The organism is Pseudomonas sp. HP_01 (assembly GCF_055284355.1).
Map to the genome: position 1 here is coordinate 1 of NZ_JBTOPV010000049.1, position 20661 is coordinate 20661.

18 protein-coding genes are annotated in these 20661 nt (G+C 61.5%); 10 read left to right on the forward strand and 8 right to left on the reverse strand.

All coding sequences use genetic code 11. The features are described from left to right. Positions 1-914 precede the first annotated feature (914 nt). The 4 genes from ACYAR8_RS21325 to ACYAR8_RS21340 form a co-directional block, all read right to left on the reverse strand. Positions 915-3398 (reverse strand): penicillin acylase family protein, encoded by a 2484-nt coding sequence (locus ACYAR8_RS21325; protein WP_463580981.1) that lies wholly within the window; start codon positions 3396-3398, stop codon positions 915-917. 142 nt (positions 3399-3540) lie between these two features. After that, positions 3541-4185, reverse strand: a complete 645-nt coding sequence (locus ACYAR8_RS21330) for a glutathione binding-like protein (RefSeq protein ID WP_463580982.1) — start codon at positions 4183-4185, stop codon at positions 3541-3543. 122 nt (positions 4186-4307) lie between these two features. Beyond that, positions 4308-4514, reverse strand: coding sequence for an SEC-C metal-binding domain-containing protein (locus ACYAR8_RS21335; protein ID WP_074891614.1), 207 nt, complete (start codon positions 4512-4514; stop codon positions 4308-4310). A gap of 4 nt (positions 4515-4518) precedes the next feature. After that, entirely contained in the window at positions 4519-5004 is a 486-nt protein-coding gene (locus ACYAR8_RS21340; protein WP_074891616.1) for an LEA/WHy family protein, read from the reverse strand. A 101-nt stretch (positions 5005-5105) separates the two neighbouring features. Between ACYAR8_RS21340 and ACYAR8_RS21345 the strand changes: the two genes are divergently transcribed. Next, the gene (locus ACYAR8_RS21345) at positions 5106-5696 is read left to right on the forward strand and encodes a hypothetical protein (RefSeq protein ID WP_074891617.1); all 591 of its coding nucleotides are present in this window, start codon (positions 5106-5108) and stop codon (positions 5694-5696) included. A gap of 45 nt (positions 5697-5741) precedes the next feature. Here the strand turns inward: ACYAR8_RS21345 and ACYAR8_RS21350 are convergent, their stop codons facing one another. Both ACYAR8_RS21350 and ACYAR8_RS21355 read right to left on the reverse strand, forming a co-directional pair. After that, positions 5742-6215, reverse strand: a complete 474-nt coding sequence (locus ACYAR8_RS21350; RefSeq protein ID WP_463580983.1) for a YchJ family protein — start codon at positions 6213-6215, stop codon at positions 5742-5744. Between the two features lie 10 nt (positions 6216-6225). Further along, positions 6226-6723 carry a DUF6231 family protein gene (locus ACYAR8_RS21355; RefSeq protein ID WP_074891621.1) on the reverse strand — a complete coding sequence of 166 codons (498 nt, stop codon included), beginning with the start codon at positions 6721-6723 and terminating at the stop codon, positions 6226-6228. A gap of 243 nt (positions 6724-6966) precedes the next feature. On the opposite strand from ACYAR8_RS21355, the gene ACYAR8_RS21360 reads away from it, so the two are divergent. The 3 genes from ACYAR8_RS21360 (at position 6967) to ACYAR8_RS21370 (ending at position 9316) form a co-directional block, all read left to right on the forward strand. Then, the gene (locus tag ACYAR8_RS21360; protein ID WP_074891623.1) at positions 6967-7668 is read left to right on the forward strand and encodes a PA1041 family peptidoglycan-binding anchor lipoprotein; all 702 of its coding nucleotides are present in this window, start codon (positions 6967-6969) and stop codon (positions 7666-7668) included. A 606-nt stretch (positions 7669-8274) separates the two neighbouring features. Then, positions 8275-8550 carry a DUF1145 domain-containing protein gene (locus tag ACYAR8_RS21365; RefSeq protein ID WP_074891627.1) on the forward strand — a complete coding sequence of 92 codons (276 nt, stop codon included), beginning with the start codon at positions 8275-8277 and terminating at the stop codon, positions 8548-8550. After that, positions 8543-9316, forward strand: a complete 774-nt coding sequence (locus ACYAR8_RS21370; RefSeq protein WP_108120584.1) for a hypothetical protein — start codon at positions 8543-8545, stop codon at positions 9314-9316. The genes ACYAR8_RS21365 and ACYAR8_RS21370 overlap by 8 nt, the downstream gene beginning before the upstream one ends. Before the next feature lie 96 nt (positions 9317-9412). Here the strand turns inward: ACYAR8_RS21370 and ACYAR8_RS21375 are convergent, their stop codons facing one another. Beyond that, on the reverse strand, positions 9413-9877 hold the full coding sequence (locus ACYAR8_RS21375) for a CopD family protein (protein ID WP_463580984.1): 465 nt from the start codon (positions 9875-9877) through the stop codon (positions 9413-9415). A 129-nt stretch (positions 9878-10006) separates the two neighbouring features. Between ACYAR8_RS21375 and dinG the strand changes: the two genes are divergently transcribed. The 6 genes from dinG to ACYAR8_RS21405 all read left to right on the forward strand — a co-directional run bounded on the left by dinG (position 10007) and on the right by ACYAR8_RS21405 (position 18494). Continuing rightward, entirely contained in the window at positions 10007-12151 is a 2145-nt protein-coding gene (dinG, locus tag ACYAR8_RS21380) for an ATP-dependent DNA helicase DinG (protein ID WP_463580985.1), read from the forward strand. Between the two features lie 110 nt (positions 12152-12261). After that, the gene (locus tag ACYAR8_RS21385; protein ID WP_463580986.1) at positions 12262-14640 is read left to right on the forward strand and encodes a beta-agarase; all 2379 of its coding nucleotides are present in this window, start codon (positions 12262-12264) and stop codon (positions 14638-14640) included. Between the two features lie 73 nt (positions 14641-14713). Then, positions 14714-15862 (forward strand): serine hydrolase domain-containing protein, encoded by a 1149-nt coding sequence (locus ACYAR8_RS21390; RefSeq protein WP_463580987.1) that lies wholly within the window; start codon positions 14714-14716, stop codon positions 15860-15862. A 150-nt stretch (positions 15863-16012) separates the two neighbouring features. After that, on the forward strand, positions 16013-17125 hold the full coding sequence (locus tag ACYAR8_RS21395) for an OmpA family protein (RefSeq protein WP_463580988.1): 1113 nt from the start codon (positions 16013-16015) through the stop codon (positions 17123-17125). A 48-nt stretch (positions 17126-17173) separates the two neighbouring features. Next, complete coding sequence (gene pdxH, locus ACYAR8_RS21400; RefSeq protein ID WP_463580989.1) at positions 17174-17821, forward strand: pyridoxamine 5'-phosphate oxidase; 648 nt, start codon at positions 17174-17176, stop codon at positions 17819-17821. A gap of 208 nt (positions 17822-18029) precedes the next feature. Continuing rightward, complete coding sequence (locus tag ACYAR8_RS21405) at positions 18030-18494, forward strand: outer membrane lipoprotein (protein ID WP_037012225.1); 465 nt, start codon at positions 18030-18032, stop codon at positions 18492-18494. A 116-nt stretch (positions 18495-18610) separates the two neighbouring features. Here the strand turns inward: ACYAR8_RS21405 and ACYAR8_RS21410 are convergent, their stop codons facing one another. Beyond that, positions 18611-20224 (reverse strand): NAD(P)/FAD-dependent oxidoreductase, encoded by a 1614-nt coding sequence (locus tag ACYAR8_RS21410; RefSeq protein ID WP_074891639.1) that lies wholly within the window; start codon positions 20222-20224, stop codon positions 18611-18613. Positions 20225-20661 lie beyond the last annotated feature (437 nt).

Consider the following 20661-nt stretch of genomic DNA (forward strand, 5'->3'; position numbering starts at 1 on the left):
TCCGGTCTCGCTCCGTGGGCCCGCCGCCATCCGCCATCCATGGCGGGGGGCGGCTCTCGCGGCATCCATGCCGCTCGGCCCACTGCGCGAGACCTGCGTTCAGCCTGCACCAAAGTCGCGATTTATGGTGTCCGGACTTCTTGCGTACGAAGATCAAAAGCAGATCAAAAGCTTCCCGGCTAAAGCCGGTCCCACTGACGGTACGTGGTGTGCTTTTTTAGTGGGACCGGCTTTAGCCGGGAAGAGGCCATTTCAGGCACCATCAATCTTGTATGCACGCGCTGCTGTTAGTGGGAGCGGCTTCAGCCGGGAAGGGGCCATTTCAGGCACCATCAATCTTGGATGCACGCGCTGCTGTTAGTGGGAGCGGCTTCAGCCGGGAAGAGGCCATTTCAGGCACCATCAATCTTGGATGCACGCGCTGCTGTTAGTGGGAGCGGCTTCAGCCGGGAAGGGGCCATTTCAGGCACCATCAATCTTGGATGCACGCGCTGCTGTTAGTGGGACCGGCTTCAGCCGGGAAGGGGCCATTTCAGGCACCATCAATCTTGGATGCACGCGCTGCTGTTAGTGGGACCGGCTTCAGCCGGGAAGAGGCCATTTCAGGCACCATCAATCTTGGATGCACGCGCTGCTGTTAGTGGGACCGGCTTCAGCCGGGAAGAGGCCATTTCAGGCACCATCAACCTTGTATGCACGCGCTGCTGTTAGTGGGACCGGCTTTAGCCGCGAAGGGGCCATTTCAGGCACGATCAACCTTGGATGCACGCGCTGCTGTTAGTGGGACCGGCTTCAGCCGGGAAGGGGCCATTTCAGGCGCCACTTCTTCCCAAGGCTAAACACTTGATCGTTCCCCACGCTCTGCGTGGGAATGCAGCCCGGGACGCTCTGCGTCATCCCGGGTCAAGGGGCATTCACTTCCCGGGCGTCAGTGTCAGGCGCTGCTTGCCGTAGGCTTTTTCGAAGTTTTCCGGTTGCATCGGCACGGACATGTACAGGCCTTTCATCCAGGGTTCGATGCCGTTGGCGTTGTACGGGCTGGCGGGGTTGCCGGATTGGCCGGCGGCGTTTTGCGCCATCATCGGTTCTTGTTGGGCGAAGTCGACGATGATGCGCATGGCCGGGACGACGGCGGCGTTGAAGTCCTGGCCCCAGTGGAAGCCCGACGCGTTGAGGGTGGTGTGGTCGCCGCCGGTGGCGATCGGGCCTTTGAGCACGCTTGCCTTGTTGCCGCTCAGTGCTGCGGTCAGTTGGGCGCTTTGGGCGGTCCAGGTAATCGGGTGCAGTTTGCCCCACTGCCAGGCTTTGTGATCGGCGCCGAGTTGGGCTTCACCGACGCTGATTGCAGCGGCGAGGCTGCGGGCGAGGATGGCGGGTTTGTCTTCTTTCTGCGGCGTTTTCACGTCGTCCCAATACGGACTGTCTTCGCGGCCCAGCAGGTGATCCGCCTGGGGCGAGTAGGACAAGTCCGCGCCTTGCACCAGCGCTTTCCAGGCAGGGCTGGTTTCCGGGCCGAGTTCGTCAAGGAAGGTCTGACGCGCACTTTCCTGCAGGAACAGTTCGTAAATCGCCGCATCAGCCGAGCCTGGCGACAACCGGCCGTCGAACGCCATCAGGCGGCCCAAGGCTTCGCGGGCTTTGTCGCGGTCTGGCGCTGGCAGGGCGTCGATGGCTTGCTTGAGCGGCGCAGACATCCCGGGCGCGGAGAACATTTTCTTCAGTTTGGCGGCGAAGGTCGTGGTCTGGTCGTATTGCATGGCGACGGTGCTGCGGGTGTCCTGTTTGCCGGCGCTGGCCAGTTCGGCGATGCGCTCGGCACGCTCCGGGTAGTCCCAGGAATTGGACAGCTGCATGCCATAGCCTTTCGGGACCGTGCGCTGGTTGGCGGTGGCGATCCAGCCTTGCTGCGAATCCTGATCGTACGGGTGCAGCATCGCGTCAGCATAGCCGTCCCAGTCGAATCGGCCGTCCCAGCCCGGCGACGGAATCAGGCCGAGCCCGTCACGGCGGTTCGGGTATTTGCCGGTGACCTGCCAGCCGGTGTTCGAGGCATCGGCGAACACCATGTTCAAGGTGATGGCGCGGATTTCCCGTGTGGTGTCAAAGGCGCGCTGCACGTTTTGCGCGCGGGTCAGATCGAAGAGGGCGTCGAGGGTTTTGTCGTCTTTGGCGTCTGGCGTCTGCAAGGCGATGCCCAGGCCACTGGCCAGCTGCGCCGAACTTGCGTTGAGCAGCGGGCCGTGGCGTGTTTCGTAGGCGGGCTCGCGCACCGGGCTCTGGCCTTTGACGAAGTAGGTTTCCTCGTGGGCGCCTGCCGCGACCCATTTGCCGTCGGCCATCACCATCAGGCGGTTGTTTTCGCGCTTGAGCTTCTCCAGGAACAGGTCCTGGTTGTCGCCCATTGCCGGCCCCATGCCCCAGGCCAGTTTGCCGTTGAAGCCGGACAAGACCAGCGGCAATCCCGCAACGGTCGCGCCTGCGGCCTGGTATTTCGGCGAGCGGATCTGCACGAAATTCCACATCGACGGCAAGGTCGGCGCCAGCTGGCTGTCAGTGGCCAGCAGACTTTTGCCAGCGCGCGCGCGTTGCGGTGAGATCACCCAGTTGTTCGACGCCGAAACGCCCAGCAAGTTGAGGTCGGAAAGCTGCAGCGCCGCTTTGTCCAGGTCGCTCAGGCCCGGCAGTTGGCTGCCCAGGTTCAGGCCTTTGAGCTTGTCGGCTTCAGCGAAGGGCAGCGCTTCGTCGGGATAGGTCGGCAGCAGCCAGGCCAGTTTGTCCGCACCGACTTTCTGCGCCAGCACCAGCGAGGAAATCTCCTCCTGCAGGTTCACCGACAGGCTGAAATTGAGCAGGCTGAAGATCAGCGCCGAGTCCTCCGGCTTCCAGTATTCAGGTTTGTAACCTGAATCGGCGAGGTCAGCCGGCAGCTTGTCGCGATAGCGGAACAGGTAGGCGTTGACGCCGCGCGCGTACACCTCGAAGAAGCGTTTCAGGCGCGGCGATGAGGCCGCGTACAGCTGGCCTGCGGTCTGTTTGAGGTTGGCGGCGCGCATCATGCGGTCGAGATCGAGGGCGCCCGGCCCCGCGATTTCCGACAGCCGGCCCTGAGCAAGCAGGCGCATTTGCATCATTTGCGTAACGCGATCGCTGGCGTGGACATAGCCGAGGGTGAACAGCGCGTCATGGAACGTGCTGCTCTCAATCAGCGGCATGCCCAGATTGTTGCGGCGAATCGAGACGTTCTGTGCCAGCCCTTTAATGGCAAACACCCCGCTGGCAGGCGGCAGGCTGTCGCGGTCTTCACCGCCCAGCTGGCAACCGGCCAGGCTCAAGAGCCCGATCATGGCAGCGGCCGCGCTCATGCGCGTCTTCAAAGTCGAAAGGGCTGGCGAGGCCATGATGTAGCTCCTGCGGGGGTGGGCGTAGAAAAGGCGCTACGTTAGAGAGCAGGCGGGCGTCACGCAAGCAGGGGGAGGGAGTTTATTTTCGGGTTTCAGAGGGGATATCAGCGTGTCCCCCTGAACCCTGTCGACCCTGGGATTACTGCTTCGGCGGATTGATCTTGTCGACCAGCGCGTAGGCCCGCTTCACTGCGTCGCGATTGGCCACGGCGTCAAACCAGCGCTTGAGGTGTGGGAAGTCATCCAGGTTCTGCTTCTGAAACGTATGCGGCACGATCCATGGGTAGATCGCCATGTCTGCAATGCCGTAGTCCTCGCCCGCAACAAAGGTGCGATCAGCCAGACGCTCATTCAATACGCCGTACAAGCGCGCGGTTTCGTCGACGTAACGCTTTATCGCGTAGGGAATCTTCTCTTCGGCGAACCGGTTGAAATGGTGATTCTGACCGGCCATCGGGCCCAGGCCACCCATTTGCCAGAACAGCCACTGCAGGGTTTCCTGGCGGCCGCGCAGGTCTGTCGCCATGAACCGGCCGGTCTTCTCGGCCAGGTACAGCAAGATCGCGCCGGACTCGAACAGGCTCAGCGGTTGGCCGCCGTCAGCAGGTTCGTGATCGACGATGGCCGGAATCTTGTTGTTGGGGGAGATCTTCAGAAAATCGGATTCGAACTGCTCGTTCGCGCCGATGTTGACCGGAAATATCTTGTACGGCAGGCCCGCTTCTTCGAGGAAGATCGAGACTTTGTGGCCGTTGGGGGTGGTCCAGTAATGCAGGTCGATCATTGCGCGCTCCAGGTGAAGTCATCACGAGTGCCGTTAAGACTGCACTTGTTTTACGCCTTCGGACGTCCCTCGCACAAATGAAAACGGCCTGAAGATTCAGACCGTAGAACGTGCTCGGGCGATTATGCGCCGTGGCATTTCTTGAATTTTTTCTCGCTGCCGCAAGGGCAAGGATCGTTGCGACCAACGTCCTTGAGCGTGTTGCGTACGGGCTCTTGAGGCGCGTGGCCGCAATGGGGGCCGTGCACGTGGCCGTGGTCATGAGGGTGATCGTGATGGTCGTGATCGTGGTCACAATCAGGACCGTGCACGTGGGCTTGCTGGTTCATGGGGTCACTCCGGAATCAAATCGCCGGGGATTATGTCGCCATTACGCCCGATGCGCACGCTGTGTCCGAATAAAAATCCGGTTTTGAGTTTGCCTTCCAGCCGGTAATGCACCGGCTGATTGGCTTTGCCGAGCACCTTGGAGATGTCCTTTAGGTGTTCCCACAGATTGGTGCGGATCGGCACGGAAAAGTTTTTGTGGCTGTTGGCTTTGACGATGAACCAGTCGCTGTAGACGCCTTCGCTGAGCAACATATCGTTGAGCAGGATTTTATAGCGCAGGCCCCGGACCAACAGGCTGGAATCGTTGGGGTTATCGACCCTGAAGCGCAGCTTGAAATCCTGGCGCAGCAACTTCGCCTTGACCACTTCAACTTTCAGCAGCTTGACGTCGGGGTCTTCGAAGCCGCCGGTTATCCAGGTCGAGCAGCCCGACAGCGCGAGGAGCGCGAAGAGACCTGCGATTCTGAGGACGTGTGCTGCAAACTTCATGGGTCGCTCCCTTTATGCACGGTCTGACCGCCACTTCACGTGACTCGCCGTTCGCCACAGCCTGCGCCATACTCGCGCCATGTGTCGAAGGAGTATTGACCATGCAGCGCTACGAAATCGTATTTTCCGGCCAACTGGTGCCCGGCGCGCAGCCGGATCTGGTCAAGGCCAACCTGGCAAAGCTGTTTCAGGCGGACGCTCAGCGGATCGCTTTGCTGTTCTCCGGCCGTCGCCTGGTGCTGAAGAACAACCTTGATGACGCGGCTGCCGAAAAGTACCGTTCGACCCTCGAACGCGCCGGGGCCATGGCCCAGGTCGTGTCGATGGTGCAGGTCGCGGAGGCGCCGGGTCTGGTCGAGGTGGAAGAAGTTGAACTGGCGCCGCCGCCGGACGAGCCGACCTGGACGCGCAAGGCTTCAAGCCTGACCCCGCCGCCCAACGACGCCACCCCGACGCGGAAAGCCAGCGTCAAACCGCGCGATGTGTACATGGCTGCATTTGTGGACGTCGAGGCGCCTGACTTCACGCTCTCCGAACCGGGCCAGGACGTGCAGGATCCGAAGATGCCGGCGCGTGCGCCGCAGCTTGACCTGTCCGGCTTGAGCCTGGCACCGGCTGGCGCTGATCTGGGTCAGGACAAGCCGCTTGAGCAGGTGCTGGTGCCGGACGTTTCCCACATCAGACTGGTCTGAGGACTGCCTGTGTCTGAGTGGTGACCCGCGTTACTGTTATGAAGGTCAGGAGAGATAAGCCGAACAGCACTTCTTGAATTTCTGCTGACTGCCGCAGGGGCAGGCGTCGTTACGACCGGCTTTGATCGACACCGTCGGGTCGATGAAATACCAGCGTCCGTCATGCTGCACAAACGCCGAGCGCTCGCGATGACAATGCTCCCCGTCGGCATCGTGCCAGCGGGCGGTGAAGGTCACGAATGCATGTTCAGGCTGGCCGCCGATCAACTCGGCGCCTTCGACTTCAAGGCCCAGCCAGGTGCTTCGGGCGCTCCACTGGCTGATCGCGTCACGATCCAGCCCGGCTTTCTGTGCCGGCAATGTGGTGTCCAGCAAATAATCCACCAACCCCAGCACATAAGCGCTGTAGCGCGAACGCATCAGCGCTTCGGCGCACGGCGCGGGCTGACCGGCGTGATAGCGACCGCAGCAACCGTCGAGAAGATTGCCGCTACCGCAAGGGCATATTGCGCTGCTCATGATGCGTCTCTCACCACCAATACTTGCCGTAATTCTCAGGATTGGCCCAGAACCTGGCGTTCAGCCAGTCCGGCACCTGTTTGTATTCGCGCAGATCGTAGGTGAACAGCGTAAGCACTTGTTCATCCCGGGAAAACCGTTCACTGGCCTGGAGTGCCAGCGAATAGAAATCGGTGGACTGCCAGGCGCAGGCATCGAGATCGGCCAGCACGGCGATCCGGCTGGCATTGAGGTTGCGGATACCGCCCAACAACTCCAGCCCCGTACGCTTGGGTATGTGCTCCAGGCAGTCCACCACCAGCGCCAGATCGAAGCGCTGACCTGCCAGGTCTGCGGGCAAAAGACCGGGCGTCGCCTTGGCCAGTTCAGTCTGCGGATGCGCCTCTTGAAAGGCCTGCAATGCCGGAAAAGTCTCGGCGCCAACCAGTAGCAGACGTTTCGGCGCATGGAGGTCGAGCAGGGCGGCGAGGGCCTGTTGCGGCGTGCGGCTGGAGAAGCGATCGGTCATTGGAGTTCCTCGGTCAGGCGGGCAAGGTTATCGTGCTGAACTTCGATGGCCTAGTGCTTGAACGCTTTGAGTTCGTGATATGACGAAGCGTACGGAGTAAAAGCAAAAGGCTATTCGCCACAGATGAGTCCGAATTGTGCGGTGAAACACCGTAAACCCCTGAAATCAGGGTGGCGAACGGCCCCACTCGCGTCTTTACTGCATTCCAGTCGGTTTTAGCCGATACCAAAGGAGAAGAAACGTATGAGCATGATTCGGACAGCGTTACCTCTAATTCTGGTTACCAGTGTATTGACGGGTTGTGCGGGCTTGCAAAAGACCGACTGGCCTCTCTGTGCGGCCGGTGGCGCACTGAGCGGCGCAGCGATCGGCGCCTTCCAGTCTGCCTCGGTTGCGGCAGGCTTCGGTGCTGCGGTAGGCGTCATGGCTGGCGCGTATTGCTGGGTCCATGGGGATGGCGATGATGACGGCGACGGCGTCCTCAACAGCAGGGACAAATGCCCGGACACGCCGAAAGGCACCCCGGTCGATGCGACCGGTTGCCCGATCGTGACACCGGCGCCTGAACCGATGGCCGCGCCGGTGGTGCTGCCGAAAGAAGAAATCATCACCATTCGTGATGTGCACTTCGAGTTCAACAAAGCCACGCTGACACCGGGTGACAAACAGCAACTGGACATGGTCGCGACCAAACTCAAAACCGAGGCCCCGAACGTGCAACTTCACGTCAGCGGCCACACTGACAGCGTGGGCAGCGATGCCTACAACCAGAAACTGTCGCAAAAACGTGCGCAATCGGTGACCGACTACCTCGTCAGCGCCGGCATCCCGCGCGCCTCGTTCGCGTCCGTCGAAGGTGACGGCGAAGCCCGCCCGGTGGCCGACAACAAAACCGCCGACGGCCGATCGCTGAACCGTCGGGTCGAGATCAAAATCAACCGTTAAGACAAGGTTGAAGCGTTAAAGGAAGCCCCGGTTTGAAAGCCGGGGTTTTTTTATTCCTGGCATTCAGCTTCCTATTCAAGAAAACCATTGTCCAGACCGGCCCCTTCCCGGCTAAAGCCGGTCCCACTAAAAACGCGTGTGCATTCAGTGGGACCGGCTTCAGCCGGGAAGCTGTTGCTCTGCTTTACCGCTTTTGATCTTCATACGCAAAAAGCCCAGACACCGCCAAACGCGACTTGGGTGCAGGCTGAACGGAGGTCTCGCGCAGTGGGCCGAGCCGCATGGATGCGGCGAGAGCGCCGTCAGGACATGGATGTCCGTTCGGCGCGTGCCCACGGAGCGAGACCGGAGTGAAGGTATTCCGACGAAGGAGGAACCCAACCAGGAGCAAAGCGTTTTTGGTTACTTTTGGGGCGCTTTTGCCAAAAGTGACCCGCCGTAAGGGCGGAACCCTAATCCCGCCAAACACAGATAACGGATATTCACTCAATCCATGCCGTCAAACACCAGAAACTTTAAAGCCTGCCTCTGGCATAGTCCCCCGCCTCACCGTACTGTGCGCAAACCGTTTTCACCGCACAAAACCAAAAACAGCAGAGGCACAACATGAGTGTGATTTGGGGAACAGGGAAAGTACTGACAACAGCATTCTGGCTACTGGTAATCACCAGCCTGACCATCGCCATGCCGCATCCCTTCGACCTACTGTTCAAACTGGCAGGCGGCCTCTTGCTGCTCACCCACCTCATCGAACTGATCAGCTACAACGCCAGCCTGCGCGGCCGCCCCCATCCCTGGCGCGATCGCCTCAAGATTCTGCTCTTCGGCCTATTTCACCTGAACACATTCAAACGCCCACTGGCGGAGGTACACCATGCGTAACGCGATGCTGATGACGGCAGGCCTGCTGTCCGCCCTGACCAGCCCCTGGATCATGGCCCAGACCATCTCCGTCGAAACCCACTCGCTCATGCGCCTGCCCTCCAAAACCAGCGTATTGCAACTGGACCGACTCGAAGTCGCCGACTACGGCACCCTCCTGATCCCGGCCGGGCTCACCGAAGTCAAAGTCGGTCAACTCATCATGGGCCACGAATCACGCATTGCCATCGTCCCGAGCGCCGAGCCGTTCAGCCTGCAAGTCAAACAGGGCGACCTCGGCAGCGGCGCCGAAATCACCGCGCGTGGCGCTCCGGGCACTTTCGAAAAAGCACCAACCCCAGGCCGCAACCTCAACCTGCGGATCGAACAACTCAACGCTGACCAACTCTTCGTCGACGCCCGCGGCGGCGCAGGCTCGCCCGGTTACGTCGGCCTCGACGGCGGCAACGGCATCGATCCGGGCTGCACCTGGGGTTCCGCCAGTCGCGGGATCGACGGCGACAATGGCGGCAACGGCCGTGACGGCGCGCCGGGTGCGATCGTTCGTCTCGAGCTGCCGGCGACTTTCGGCAATGAACGCATCAAGGTCAACGTTCAGGGCGGCGCCGGCGGGATTGGCGGCGACGGTGGCCGCGGCGGCAAAGGCGGCGCGTCCAAGGGCTGCGTGGTGTATCGCGCTGACGGCGCCAAGTCCGGCAAGAACGGCGAAAAGGGTCAGTCCGGTGCAGTAGGGCCAACGGGCGCTATCGTGGTTCGCAACTTATAAGTGTTGTGGGACTGAGCCTGCTCACGAAGACGGTATCCAAACCGCTAAATGCCTGGCGGGTTAACCCGCCTTTCGGCAGCAGGCTCTGCCCGCGCATCAGAACATTGGCCTGATGGCAGCGATCGCCACAACAGCCACACCTATCATCAGATTGATCCCCACCAGACGCCGAATTCCCCCCATCGCGGCCGCTCCATCCGCCCATTGCTCGGCAAGCACAGCCTTGCGCAGCTGCGGCAGGTTCAGCGTCGAAACGCGCAGAAACAACGCCACCATCACCACATACAGCCCCATCATTACCTGAACATAACGGGGCGCGGTCTGAAAGCCGCTGAAGTTGACGTTGATCATGCCGATCCCGGTCACCGGCAGCATGATCACGGCGCACCAGACCCACACGAAGAAACGCGGCAATACTTGCAGCCACAGCTTCAGCCGGGCCGGGCCCTCCAGAGCGGCAATGACCGCTGGTCGAAGAATCATCCACGCGAAAAACATCCCTCCTACCCACACAATCGCTGCTAGCACATGCAAGGCGTAGACAAAGGCTACAGGTGACATCGAGAACTCCGATCTGCGCAGAAAGAATTAGCGCGGTATGATAGCCGCCCGCTGCGACTACTGAAGATATATCCAGCGGTTTTCGTGTTTTCATTCAGCACCCGTGACGCCGAGCCAACGACCCAGCCCATGATCAGCACCGAACTCAAATCCCAGATTCAGGGCGCCTACTCGCGTTTCCTCGAAGCCAAGAGCCTCAAGCCTCGTTACGGCCAGCGCCTGATGATCGCTGAAGTGGCGAAGGTACTGGGCGACGTCGACACCGACGAAGAAGGCCGCCGTTCGGGTGATCCCGCCGTGGTAGCGGTCGAGGCGGGGACCGGCACCGGTAAAACCGTGGCCTACGCCATTGCAGCCATTCCGACCGCCAAGGCTGCGGGCAAGCGCCTGGTCATCGCCACCGCGACGGTCGCCCTGCAGGAGCAGATCGTCTACAAAGACCTGCCCGACCTGATGCGCAACAGCGGCTTGAACTTCACGTTCGCGCTGGCCAAAGGCCGTGGCCGCTACATGTGCCTGTCCAAACTCGACATGCTGCTGCAGGAAGGCGACGCCCAGAGCGCGACCGCACAGCTGTTCGAGGAAGAAGGCTTCAAGATCGAAGTGGACGAGGCCAGTCAGAAGCTCTTTACCACCATGATCGAAAAGCTCGCCGGCAACAAATGGGACGGCGACCGCGACAGCTGGCCCCAGGAACTGGCCGACCAGGACTGGGCGCGCCTGACCACCGATCACAGTCAGTGCACCAACCGCCATTGCCCGAACTTCCAGCAGTGCGCCTTTTATAAAGCTCGCGAGGGCATGGGCAAAGTCGACGTCATCGTCACCAACCACGACATGGTCCTCGCTGACCTCGCGCTGGGTGGCGGTGCGGTCCTGCCCGATCCCCGTGACACCCTGTACGTGTTCGACGAAGGCCATCACCTGCCAGACAAGGCGATCGGCCACTTCGCCCATTTCAGTCGCCTGCGCTCCACCGCCGACTGGCTTGAGCAAACCGCCAAGAACCTCACCAAATTGCTCGCCCAGCACCCGCTGCCGGGCGACCTGGGCAAGCTGATCGAGCAGGTGCCCGAGCTGGCCCGGGAGATCAAGACCCAGCAGCAGTTCATGTTCACCGCCTGCGAGCAGCTTGCCGACTTCAAGCAAGGCGAAGACATGGAAGGCCGCGAGCGTCCGCGCCATCGTTTCGTCGGCGGTGTGGTCCCCGAACACATGCGCGAGATGGGCATCGAGCTGAAAAAAGGCTTCTCCCGGCTCGACGATTTGTTCACGCGCCTGACCGAACTGCTTAAAGAAGGCATGGATGGCGAGGTCAACATCGGCATCGCCAGCCATCAGGCGGAAGAATGGTATCCGCTGTTCGGCAGCTTGCTGGCCCGCGCTCACGGCAACTGGGAATTGTGGACCGCCTTCACCGCCGAAGACCCGGAAAACAGCCCGCCCATGGCGCGCTGGCTCACCCTGGCCGACAGCGGCTCGCTGTTCGACATCGAGGTCAACGCCAGCCCGATCCTGGCCGCCGAAATGCTGCGCCGCAACCTCTGGAACGTCGCCTACGGCGCGCTGGTGACCTCGGCCACCCTGACCGCGCTGGGCAAGTTCGACCGTTTCCGCATGCGCGCCGGCCTGCCGAAAGACGCCGTCACCGCCGTGGTGCCGAGTCCGTTTCACCATGCCGACGCCGGCGTCTTGCGCGTGCCGGACCTCAAAGCCGACCCTCGCAACGCCGCCGAACATACGGCCGCCATCATCCGTGAACTGCCGAATCTGGTCGAAGGCTCCAAAGGCACACTGGTGCTGTTTTCGTCGCGCAAACAGATGCAGGAAGTGTTCGACGGGCTGGAGCGGGACTGGCGCAAGCGAGTGTTCATTCAAGGCAATCTGTCCAAACAGGAAACCCTCAACAAGCACAAGGCGCGGGTCGACGGTGGCGATGAAAGCGTGCTGTTCGGGTTGGCGAGCTTCGCTGAAGGGGTCGACCTGCCGGGCGCCTACTGCGAGCACGTAGTGATCGCCAAGATTCCCTTCGCCGTGCCGGATGATCCGGTCGAAGCCGCTCTGGCCGAATGGATCGAAGCGCGAGGCGGCAATCCGTTCATGGAAATCGCCGTTCCCGACGCCTCGCTGCGCCTGATCCAGGCCTGCGGTCGTCTGCTGCGTACTGAACAGGATCGCGGCATCATCACGCTGCTGGATCGCCGGGTCGTGACCCAACGCTATGGCAAAGCCATCCTCAACGCACTGCCGCCATTCCGGCGCGAAATTTCCTGACCCCGTGTTGCAAATGAAACACGGTTGACCGGTCTTAAACTCGGTCCGCCCGGATGCGCGCGCCCCCTGTCGTGCTCCGGGCCTCAGACGATCAAGGAGCTTCAGAACACATGATTCGCCGTTCACTGCCCGCCATCTTCGCCACGCTGTGCGCCGGCATGGCCCACGCCGCGCCCGACGTACAGCAGACGCTGTTCAATTTCGTCCGGCCCGCCGACGTGGTGAAGGTCACGACTCAGGATGCCGGCTTTCCCCAGGCCAACGCTGAACAGACGGCTGAAGGCGAAGTGCTGCGCCGGGTGGTTTTCAACCCGGTCGCCAAACCCAGCCTACGACTGACCCCGCAGACCGGCGTCTGGGACTGGAGTAACGACAGCGCCATGACCTTGCGCCTTCAGAGCGCGATGGACTGGGCATTGACGGTGTACGTGCAGATCGAAAGCCGCGACGGCAAAATCCTCACCAGCCGTATCGACCTGCCGGCTGGCCCGGCGCAAACCCTGGTGCTGCCGCTCAAGGCCAGTTCGCCGCTGAGCCAGGGCATGCGCGCCGGCCCGCCGATGCCTTGGGTTTACGAGGGGCAGCGCGTGTTGCTGGCCAACACCGAAGGTGACCTGAACAGCGCGGAGGTTTCATCGGTCACCGTGTCGATGTCTCAACCCAACGTTGCGCAGTCCGTTTTGATCGAAAAGTTCGGCGTGCAGGAGGGCGATGGACTGCAAACCGCTGCCTACAGCAGCCTCGTCGACGGCTACGGTCAGTTCACCCGGGGCAAGTGGCCGGAGAAGGTCACCAGCGACGACCAGCTCAAGACGCTGGCGGGCAAGGAGCAGCAACAGCTGCAAACCTGGCTGAAAGACCGTCCTGCCCACGATAAATACGGCGGCTTGCTCAACGGACCGGCGTTCGAAGCGAAGGGCTTTTTCCGCACCGAGAAGCGCGACGAGCGCTGGTACTTGGTGACGCCCGAAGGCCACCCTTTTTACTCACTGGGGGTAAACGCCGTCTCCGCTGACGACAGCCAGACCTACGTCGAAGGCCGCGAAGCCATGTTCACCGGGCTGCCGGGCAGCGACGATCCGCTCGCCGCGTTCTATGGCAAGGGCGATGACAACCGCGAGACGGGCGCCAACCGCAACCGGCAGTTCGATCAGGGCCGCTGGTTTGACTTCTATGGTGCAAACCTGCAACGCACTTATGGCGTGCCGAAGTGCGTGGAAGTCTCAAAGCCTGTTGATCCGGCTGACGACGAAGACGAAACGCCAGCCAGCACTTCAGCCACCACACCAGCAACGACCGCGTCCGCTGCCGATGGCTCTAACGGGCAGACCGCGCCAGCGCCTCAGCCCGAAAAAACCGCCGCGCCTGCACCTGCCATCGAATGCAAGCCGGTAATTGTGGACCGCAAACGCTGGGTTGATCACACCCTGCAACGCTTGCAGGCGTGGGGCTTCACCACCGTCGGCAACTGGAGCGAGTCCGCGCTGGAAAACCTCGAAAGCAGCAAAAAGGAACGCGTGCCCTACACGCTGCCGCTGTCCATCGTTGGCGACTACGTGAGCATCAGCACGGGTCTTGATTGGTGGGGGGGCATGCCGGATCCTTTCGATCCGCGCTTCGCCATGGCCACCGAGCGGGCCGTCGCCATCGCAGCGCGCGACCATCGCGACGACCCGTACCTGATCGGCTATTTCGCCGATAACGAATTGGCCTGGGCTGCGCCGGGCAACGATCCGAAGGATCGCTATGCACTGGCTTACGGCACGCTGAAGTTGACCACCGATGTACCGGCCAAGCGCGCGTTTCTCAAGCAGTTGCGCGACAAGTACCGCAACGAAGAGGGTTTGTCCAAAGCGTGGGGTATTCACTTGGCAGCGTGGGAGTTGATGGAAGACCCGGGCTTCGAGCCGCCGCTGCCGAGTGCAGAGCACCCGGAGATCGAAAACGACTTCAGGTATTTCCAGCGTGTGTTCGCCGAGACCTATTTCAAAACCATTTCTGACGCGCTCAAGTGGCATGCGCCGAACCATCTGCTGCTGGGCGGGCGCTTTGGGGTCACCAGCCCCGAGGCGGTCGAAGCCTGCGCCAAGTTCTGCGATGTACTGAGCTTCAATTTTTATACGCTCAAACCGCAGGATGGCGTGGACTTCGCGAAACTGCGGGTGCTCGACAAGCCTGTGTTGGTCAGTGAGTTCCACTTTGGCTCCCGAGATCGCGGGCCGTTCTGGGGCGGGGTGATTGAAGTGCCGCGTGAAGAAGATCGCGGCCCGGCGTATGCCAATTTCCTGAAAAGCGCGTTGGCCGAGCCTTCTATTGTCGGCGTGCACTGGTTCCAGTACCTGGACCAGCCTGTCACCGGCCGATTGCTGGACGGTGAGAACGGCCATCTCGGGCTGGTGGGCATCACCGACGTGCCGTATCAGGGCTTCGTCGACGCGGTGCGCAAGGCGAATGCACAGATCGTGGATGTGATCGGCAAGCGCCCTTAACCGGGCGGTTCCCAAAGCGTTCAATCGCTGGAACAATGCTCGCCATTTTTCAGCCCGACCGGAGAGCCAGACCGTGCAGATTCAAGGCCATTTCGAGCTTCAGTTTGAGGCCGTACGCGAGGCATTCGCCGCGCTGTTCGACGACCCGCAGGAGCGTGGCGCTGCGCTCTGCGTGCAGATCGGCGGCGAGACGGTGCTGGATCTGTGGGCGGGCACGGCAGACAAGGATGGCGGCGAGGTCTGGCACAGCGACACCATCGCCAATCTCTTCTCCTGCACCAAGACCTTTACTGCAGTCACCGCCTTGCAATTGGTGGGCGAGGGCAAGCTGAATCTGGATGAGCCCGTCGCCCGTCTCTGGCCCGAGTTCGCGGCCAACGGCAAACAGTCCATCACGCTGCGCCAGTTGCTCTGCCATCAGGCCGGGCTCCCGGCGATCCGTGAAATATTGCCGGCCGAAGCGCTTTACGACTGGCAGACCATGACCAGCGTATTGGCTGCCGAGGAACCTTGGTGGACGCCGGGGCAGGGCCATGGCTATGCCGCCATCACCTACGGCTGGCTGGTGGGCGAGATGATTCGTCGTGCCGACGGGCGCGGTCCGGGTGAATCCATCGCTGCGCGTATTTCGCGGCCGTTGGGCCTGGATTTCCATGTCGGTCTGGCCGATGAAGAGTTTCATCGTGTTGCCCACATCGCCAGGGGCAAGGGCAATGCAGGGGATGAGTCCGCGCAGCGCCTGTTGCAGACCACGATGCGCGAGCCTGCTTCCATGACGGCGAGGGCGTTCACCAACCCTCCGTCGATCATGACCAGCACCAACAAGCCGGAATGGCGGCGCATGCAGCAACCTGCCGCCAATGGCCATGGCAACGCACGCAGTCTGGCCGGTTTTTACAGCGGCTTGCTCGATGGCAGCCTGCTGGACGGCGACCTGCTCAACGAACTGACCCGTGAGCACAGCATCGGCCAGGACAAGACGCTGCTCACCCAGACCCGCTTCGGTCTGGGCTGCATGCTCGATCAACCCGCGGTGCCCAACGCGACGTTCGGGCTGGGTGCCAAGTCATTTGGCCACCCCGGCGCAGGCGGCTCGGTCGGTTTTGCCAATCCCGAGCGCGATGTGGCGTTCGGGTTTGTGACAAACACCCTCGGTCCCTACGTGCTGATGGATCCGCGCGCTCAGCGTCTGGTGCGTGTGTTTGGTGAGTGTTTGCAATAACTATCGCTGTTAAGTGCTTGTTCTACCGACTGTCAGTTAAATCTGCATAACGCAGCCGTAGGGCGGTTTCTTTTTCCAAAACGGTGTTCATGCGTGTTATATGAGCGCTGCTTCGTTCATTTTCTGATCAATTATTCATGTGGGTCACCCATGTCAGCTAACAAAAGTCTCGCATTCGCCATCTGCCTCGCCGTCACCGGCTGCGCGCAAACCCCTCAGGATCAGTCGGCCAGCAATGACCACTGGTGGTCGTTCGGTTCAGGCAAGGGCGCCGATGCCGCTCCTGCAGCCCCAGCCCCGGCGCCAAGCCCGGCGGCTGCGCAAGTCGCCAAAGCCCAGACCGAAACCGGTACGCGCTGGTACTGGCCGTTCGGGTCTGACCACGGCGAAGCCGAGAAGAAACCGGAAGTAGCCGCCACTCAACCGGCTGCAGCTCCGCCCGTTGCCCAGGCCGGCGACGCCAACAAGTGGTGGTGGCCGTTCGGTGCAACCGACGCCAAGAAAGATGCCGCGCCGGCTGTTGCCAAGGTCGATCCGAAAGTGACCCAGGCCTGGCTGGATCTGAACGAGCCGAAAGTCCGCGAAGCCATCAAGGACAGCCAGTTCCAGCTTGAGCGCCGTGACGACATCCTCGTGGTGACGGCTCCGGTCGACAGCACCTTCAATCCGAAGCGTCCGGAAATGCTCCTGCCGACCAATCTGGGCCCTATCAGCCGCATGGCCAAGATCGTTGAAGTCGACCCTCGCGCCGCCGTGCTGGTGTTGGGCCACAGCGATGTCGCCACCGATGCCGATCTCAAGATCAGCCAGCAGCGCGCACAGTCGGTCGCGGCGATTTTCCGCCTCAGCGGCCTGCAGCGTAACCGTCTGAGCCTGCGTGGCATGGGCGCCGATATGCCCCGTGCAGCCAGCGATAGCGCGCCGGGTCGCGCACTTAACCGTCGTGTGGAAATCATCCTGACGCCGCAAGACACCATGGTCGCCCAGATGGCCAAGTACAACTTGCCACCAGCGCCAACCCTGCTGGCCGTGCAAACGGCCAACGCGCCGGCTCCGGCACCGGTTGCTGCCCCGACCAAGGCTGCTGCGCCCGTCAAATCGGCCGCACCGGTCAAGAAAGCCGCTTCTACAAAGGCTTCCGCAGCCAAAGCGCCTGCGGCCAAAAAAGCACCTGTGAAGAAAGCTGCGCCGGCGAAAGCCAAGGCAGCGCCTGCGAAAGCTGCGGCCAAAAAACCTGCTCCGGATGCTCAAGCCGGCAACTGAGGTTAAGATCGGGATTCTGTTAACGGATCTCGATTAAGGAAGGCAGTGATGAGCCAGCGTCTGGCCGATATGCGTCGTAACTATGCCCGCGAAGGGCTGACCGAAGCCCAGGCTCCGGAAGAACCCTTCGCACTGTTTCATCGCTGGTTCAACGAAGCGGTCGAAACCGAGCAAGCGCCAGTCGAGGCCAACGCCATGACGCTGGCGACCGTCGACGCCGACGGTCGTCCGCACTGCCGGGTCCTGCTGCTCAAAGGTGTGGACGCTCAGGGTTTTACGTTCTTTTCGAACTATGAGAGCGCCAAAGGTCAGCAGCTGGACGCCCGACCTTTCGCTGCCATGACCTTTTTCTGGCCTGCGCTGGAACGTCAGGTGCGCATCGAAGGCCGCGTGACCAGGGTCAGTCACGAAGAATCCGACGCTTATTTTCAGGTGCGCCCTCTCGGCAGCCGCCTGGGTGCCTGGGCGTCGCCGCAAAGCCGGGTGATCGCTGACCGCGAAGAGCTCGAAGGCTTGCTCAAGGACACCGAGGCGCGTTTTATGGACACCCAGCCTGACTGTCCCGATCACTGGGGCGGTTATCGTCTGGTGCCGGATCGCATCGAGTTCTGGCAGGGTCGTCCAAGCCGTCTGCACGACCGCCTGAACTATCGTCTGGTTGAAGATCAGTGGGAGCGCGAGCGCCTCGCGCCCTGAGTGCGGGTCTTCGGACTGCCGGTCTTTCAACCCCAAGGTCTCTGTCACACTTTTCTTTGAATCAATCCCCGGCGCGGTCGTCCACTGAAGTAGACGTCGGCGGGTTGCTGTATTACGCCTGAATAAACGTAAATTATCGGTACAGGGCAGTGACATCGATTGGTGTCGCAGAGTCTAATGGCTACCTGTTCCTATGGAGATAACTGTTATGCGCAAGTCTGTTCTGTTGGTTGCTTCGTTCACCGCCATGGCGCTGACGCTGGGCGGCTGTACTTCAAGCCTCACCGGCGACTCGTACTCGCGCGACGAAGCTCGTCAGGTGCAGACCGTACGCCTGGGTACTATCGAATCGCTGCGGCCGGTGAAGATTGAAGGCACCAAGACCCCGATCGGCGCAGGTGCCGGTGCTATCGTCGGTGGCGTGGGTGGCAGCGCCATCGGTGGCGGTCGCGGCAGCATCGTGACGGCCGTGATCGGTGCGGTCGCCGGTGGTCTGTTGGGTTCGGCAGCGGAAGGCGGCCTGACCCGCGCTCAAGGTGTCGAGATCACCGTGCGTGAAGACGACGGCACCATGCGCGCTTACGTACAGGAAGTTCAGGAAAACGAGATCTTCCGTGTGGGTGAACGCGTTCGCATCATGACCGTTAACGGCACCAGTCGCGTTAGCCACTAAACCGCGCTGGATGTCCTGAGCTCGGTGTAAAAGCCCGCTTGCAAAAACGCCCCGATCATTCGGGGCGTTTTGCATTTCAGCACGCTGTTTCAGCACAGACTTTGCCGTGTAGCGGCTTATCCAGTGATACCCAACATGCTGCGAGCCAGGCCTTCGGCGATGCGAATGCCGTCGACACCGGCCGACAGGATGCCGCCGGCATAGCCCGCGCCTTCCCCCGCCGGGAACAGACCTTTGACGTTCAGGCTCTGCATGTCTTCGCCACGGGTGATACGCAGGGGCGAGGAAGTGCGCGTTTCGATGCCGGTGAGGATCGCGTCGTGCTGCGAAAATCCTCTGATCTGCTTCTCGAACGCGGGCAGCGCCTCACGAATGGCTTCGATGGCAAAGGCGGGCAATGCGTCGGCAAGGTCGGTCAGCTTTACGCCAGGCTTGTAGGAAGGTTCAACTGAGCCCAGGGCCGTTGAAGCTTTACCTGCGATGAAATCACCCACCAGTTGCGCCGGGGCTTCGTAGTTTTCGCCGCCCATGATGTAGGCGTGGGATTCCAGACGCTCCTGCAATTCGATGCCTGCCAGCGGGCTGCCTGGATAATCCTGCTCGGGCGTGATGCCCACGACAATGCCGGAGTTGGCGTTGCGTTCGTTGCGCGAGTACTGGCTCATGCCGTTGGTGACGACGCGGTTGGGCTCAGAGGTCGCCGCCACCACGGTGCCACCGGGGCACATGCAGAAGCTGTACACCGAACGGCCATTTTTGGCGTGGTGCACCAGCTTGTAATCGGCAGCGCCAAGCTTCGGGTGACCGGCGTACTTGCCCAGTCGGGCGCGGTCGATCAAGCCTTGCGGGTGCTCGATGCGAAAGCCGACCGAAAACGGCTTGGCTTCCATGAACACGCCGCGGCCGTGGAGCATGCGGAACGTGTCGCGCGCGCTGTGGCCCAGCGCCAGAATGACGTGCCGCGAGTCGATGCGCTCGCCGCTGTCGAGCACGACGCCCTGCATCTGGCCGTCTTCGATCAGCACATCGGTGACGCGCTGCTGAAAACGCACTTCGCCGCCCAGCGCTTCGATCTGATGACGCATGTTCTCGACCACGCCGGTAAGGCGGAAGGTACCGATGTGCGGTTTGCTGACGTAGAGAATCTCCTCCGGCGCGCCAGCTTTGACGAACTCGTGCAAGACCTTGCGGCCGATGAATTTCGGGTCTTTGATCTGGCTGTAGAGCTTGCCGTCGGAAAACGTCCCCGCGCCGCCCTCGCCGAACTGCACGTTGGACTCAGGTTTGAGCACATTCTTGCGCCACAGGCCCCAGGTGTCCTTGGTGCGCTGACGGACTTCGGTACCGCGCTCCAGAATGATCGGTTTGAAGCCCATTTGCGCCAGCAATAGACCCGCGAAAATCCCGCACGGGCCGAAGCCCACCACCAGCGGGCGCTCGCTCAGATCGGCAGGGGCGTGGCCCACCACCTTGTAACTCACGTCCGGGGCCGGGCCGATGTGTTTGTCGTGGCTCAGGCGCTGAAGCAGGGCGGCTTCGTCGCGCACCTGGAAGTCGACGGTGTAAATGAACTGCAGTTCGGTGGATTTCTTGCGCGCATCGTAGCTGCGCTTGAACAGGGTGAAATCCAGAAGCTCGTCGCTGCCGATGGCCAGACGTTGCAGAAGTGCGGGGCGCAGTTCGTCGTCCGCGTGGTCCAGCGGCAGTTTGAATTCGGTGATTCGTAACATTGAAAGATCCGGTTTCGGGCCGCAGGATCGGCCCGGCAGCACTACAAGAGCGCGCGATTATAAGCCAGATTGGGCGTGATGCGGTGGTCGCAGCGTACAGCGCAGGTGTGTAGGAGCGCGCTTGCCCGCGATCTGGCGCGAAGCGACAGCAAACCGGTGCACTCGGTGTGTCAGGAGAAGCCGGGGCGTCAGGTTTCACGACTGCTGCGCTGCCGATCGCGGGCAAGCGCGCTCCTACAGTGGATTTCCGTTGGCCGGGATTTCAGCTTCATGCACACAACCTGTGTGAGCCGGCTTGCTGGCGAAGGCGGTGTGTCAGTCGCAATGGACGGCACAGGTAGACCGCATTCGCGGGCAAGCGCGCTCCTACAGTGGATTTTCGTTGGCCGGGATTTCAGCGTCATGCACAAAACCTGTGGGAGCCGGCTTGCTGGCGA

What these genes read in the sequence shown, in the direction of transcription:
- ACYAR8_RS21325 (WP_463580981.1), bottom strand. Translation starts at nt 3,398, where the DNA reads ATGGCCTCGCCAGCCCTTTCGACTTTGAAGACGCGCATGAGCGCGGCC.
- ACYAR8_RS21330 (WP_463580982.1), bottom strand. Translation starts at nt 4,185, where the DNA reads ATGATCGACCTGCATTACTGGACCACCCCCAACGGCCACAAAGTCTCG.
- ACYAR8_RS21335 (WP_074891614.1), bottom strand. Translation starts at nt 4,514, where the DNA reads ATGAACCAGCAAGCCCACGTGCACGGTCCTGATTGTGACCACGATCAC.
- ACYAR8_RS21340 (WP_074891616.1), bottom strand. Translation starts at nt 5,004, where the DNA reads ATGAAGTTTGCAGCACACGTCCTCAGAATCGCAGGTCTCTTCGCGCTC.
- ACYAR8_RS21345 (WP_074891617.1), top strand. Translation starts at nt 5,106, where the DNA reads ATGCAGCGCTACGAAATCGTATTTTCCGGCCAACTGGTGCCCGGCGCG.
- ACYAR8_RS21350 (WP_463580983.1), bottom strand. Translation starts at nt 6,215, where the DNA reads ATGAGCAGCGCAATATGCCCTTGCGGTAGCGGCAATCTTCTCGACGGT.
- ACYAR8_RS21355 (WP_074891621.1), bottom strand. Translation starts at nt 6,723, where the DNA reads ATGACCGATCGCTTCTCCAGCCGCACGCCGCAACAGGCCCTCGCCGCC.
- ACYAR8_RS21360 (WP_074891623.1), top strand. Translation starts at nt 6,967, where the DNA reads ATGAGCATGATTCGGACAGCGTTACCTCTAATTCTGGTTACCAGTGTA.
- ACYAR8_RS21365 (WP_074891627.1), top strand. Translation starts at nt 8,275, where the DNA reads ATGAGTGTGATTTGGGGAACAGGGAAAGTACTGACAACAGCATTCTGG.
- ACYAR8_RS21370 (WP_108120584.1), top strand. Translation starts at nt 8,543, where the DNA reads ATGCGTAACGCGATGCTGATGACGGCAGGCCTGCTGTCCGCCCTGACC.
- ACYAR8_RS21375 (WP_463580984.1), bottom strand. Translation starts at nt 9,877, where the DNA reads ATGTCACCTGTAGCCTTTGTCTACGCCTTGCATGTGCTAGCAGCGATT.
- dinG (WP_463580985.1), top strand. Translation starts at nt 10,007, where the DNA reads ATGATCAGCACCGAACTCAAATCCCAGATTCAGGGCGCCTACTCGCGT.
- ACYAR8_RS21385 (WP_463580986.1), top strand. Translation starts at nt 12,262, where the DNA reads ATGATTCGCCGTTCACTGCCCGCCATCTTCGCCACGCTGTGCGCCGGC.
- ACYAR8_RS21395 (WP_463580988.1), top strand. Translation starts at nt 16,013, where the DNA reads ATGTCAGCTAACAAAAGTCTCGCATTCGCCATCTGCCTCGCCGTCACC.
- pdxH (WP_463580989.1), top strand. Translation starts at nt 17,174, where the DNA reads ATGAGCCAGCGTCTGGCCGATATGCGTCGTAACTATGCCCGCGAAGGG.
- ACYAR8_RS21405 (WP_037012225.1), top strand. Translation starts at nt 18,030, where the DNA reads ATGCGCAAGTCTGTTCTGTTGGTTGCTTCGTTCACCGCCATGGCGCTG.
- ACYAR8_RS21410 (WP_074891639.1), bottom strand. Translation starts at nt 20,224, where the DNA reads ATGTTACGAATCACCGAATTCAAACTGCCGCTGGACCACGCGGACGAC.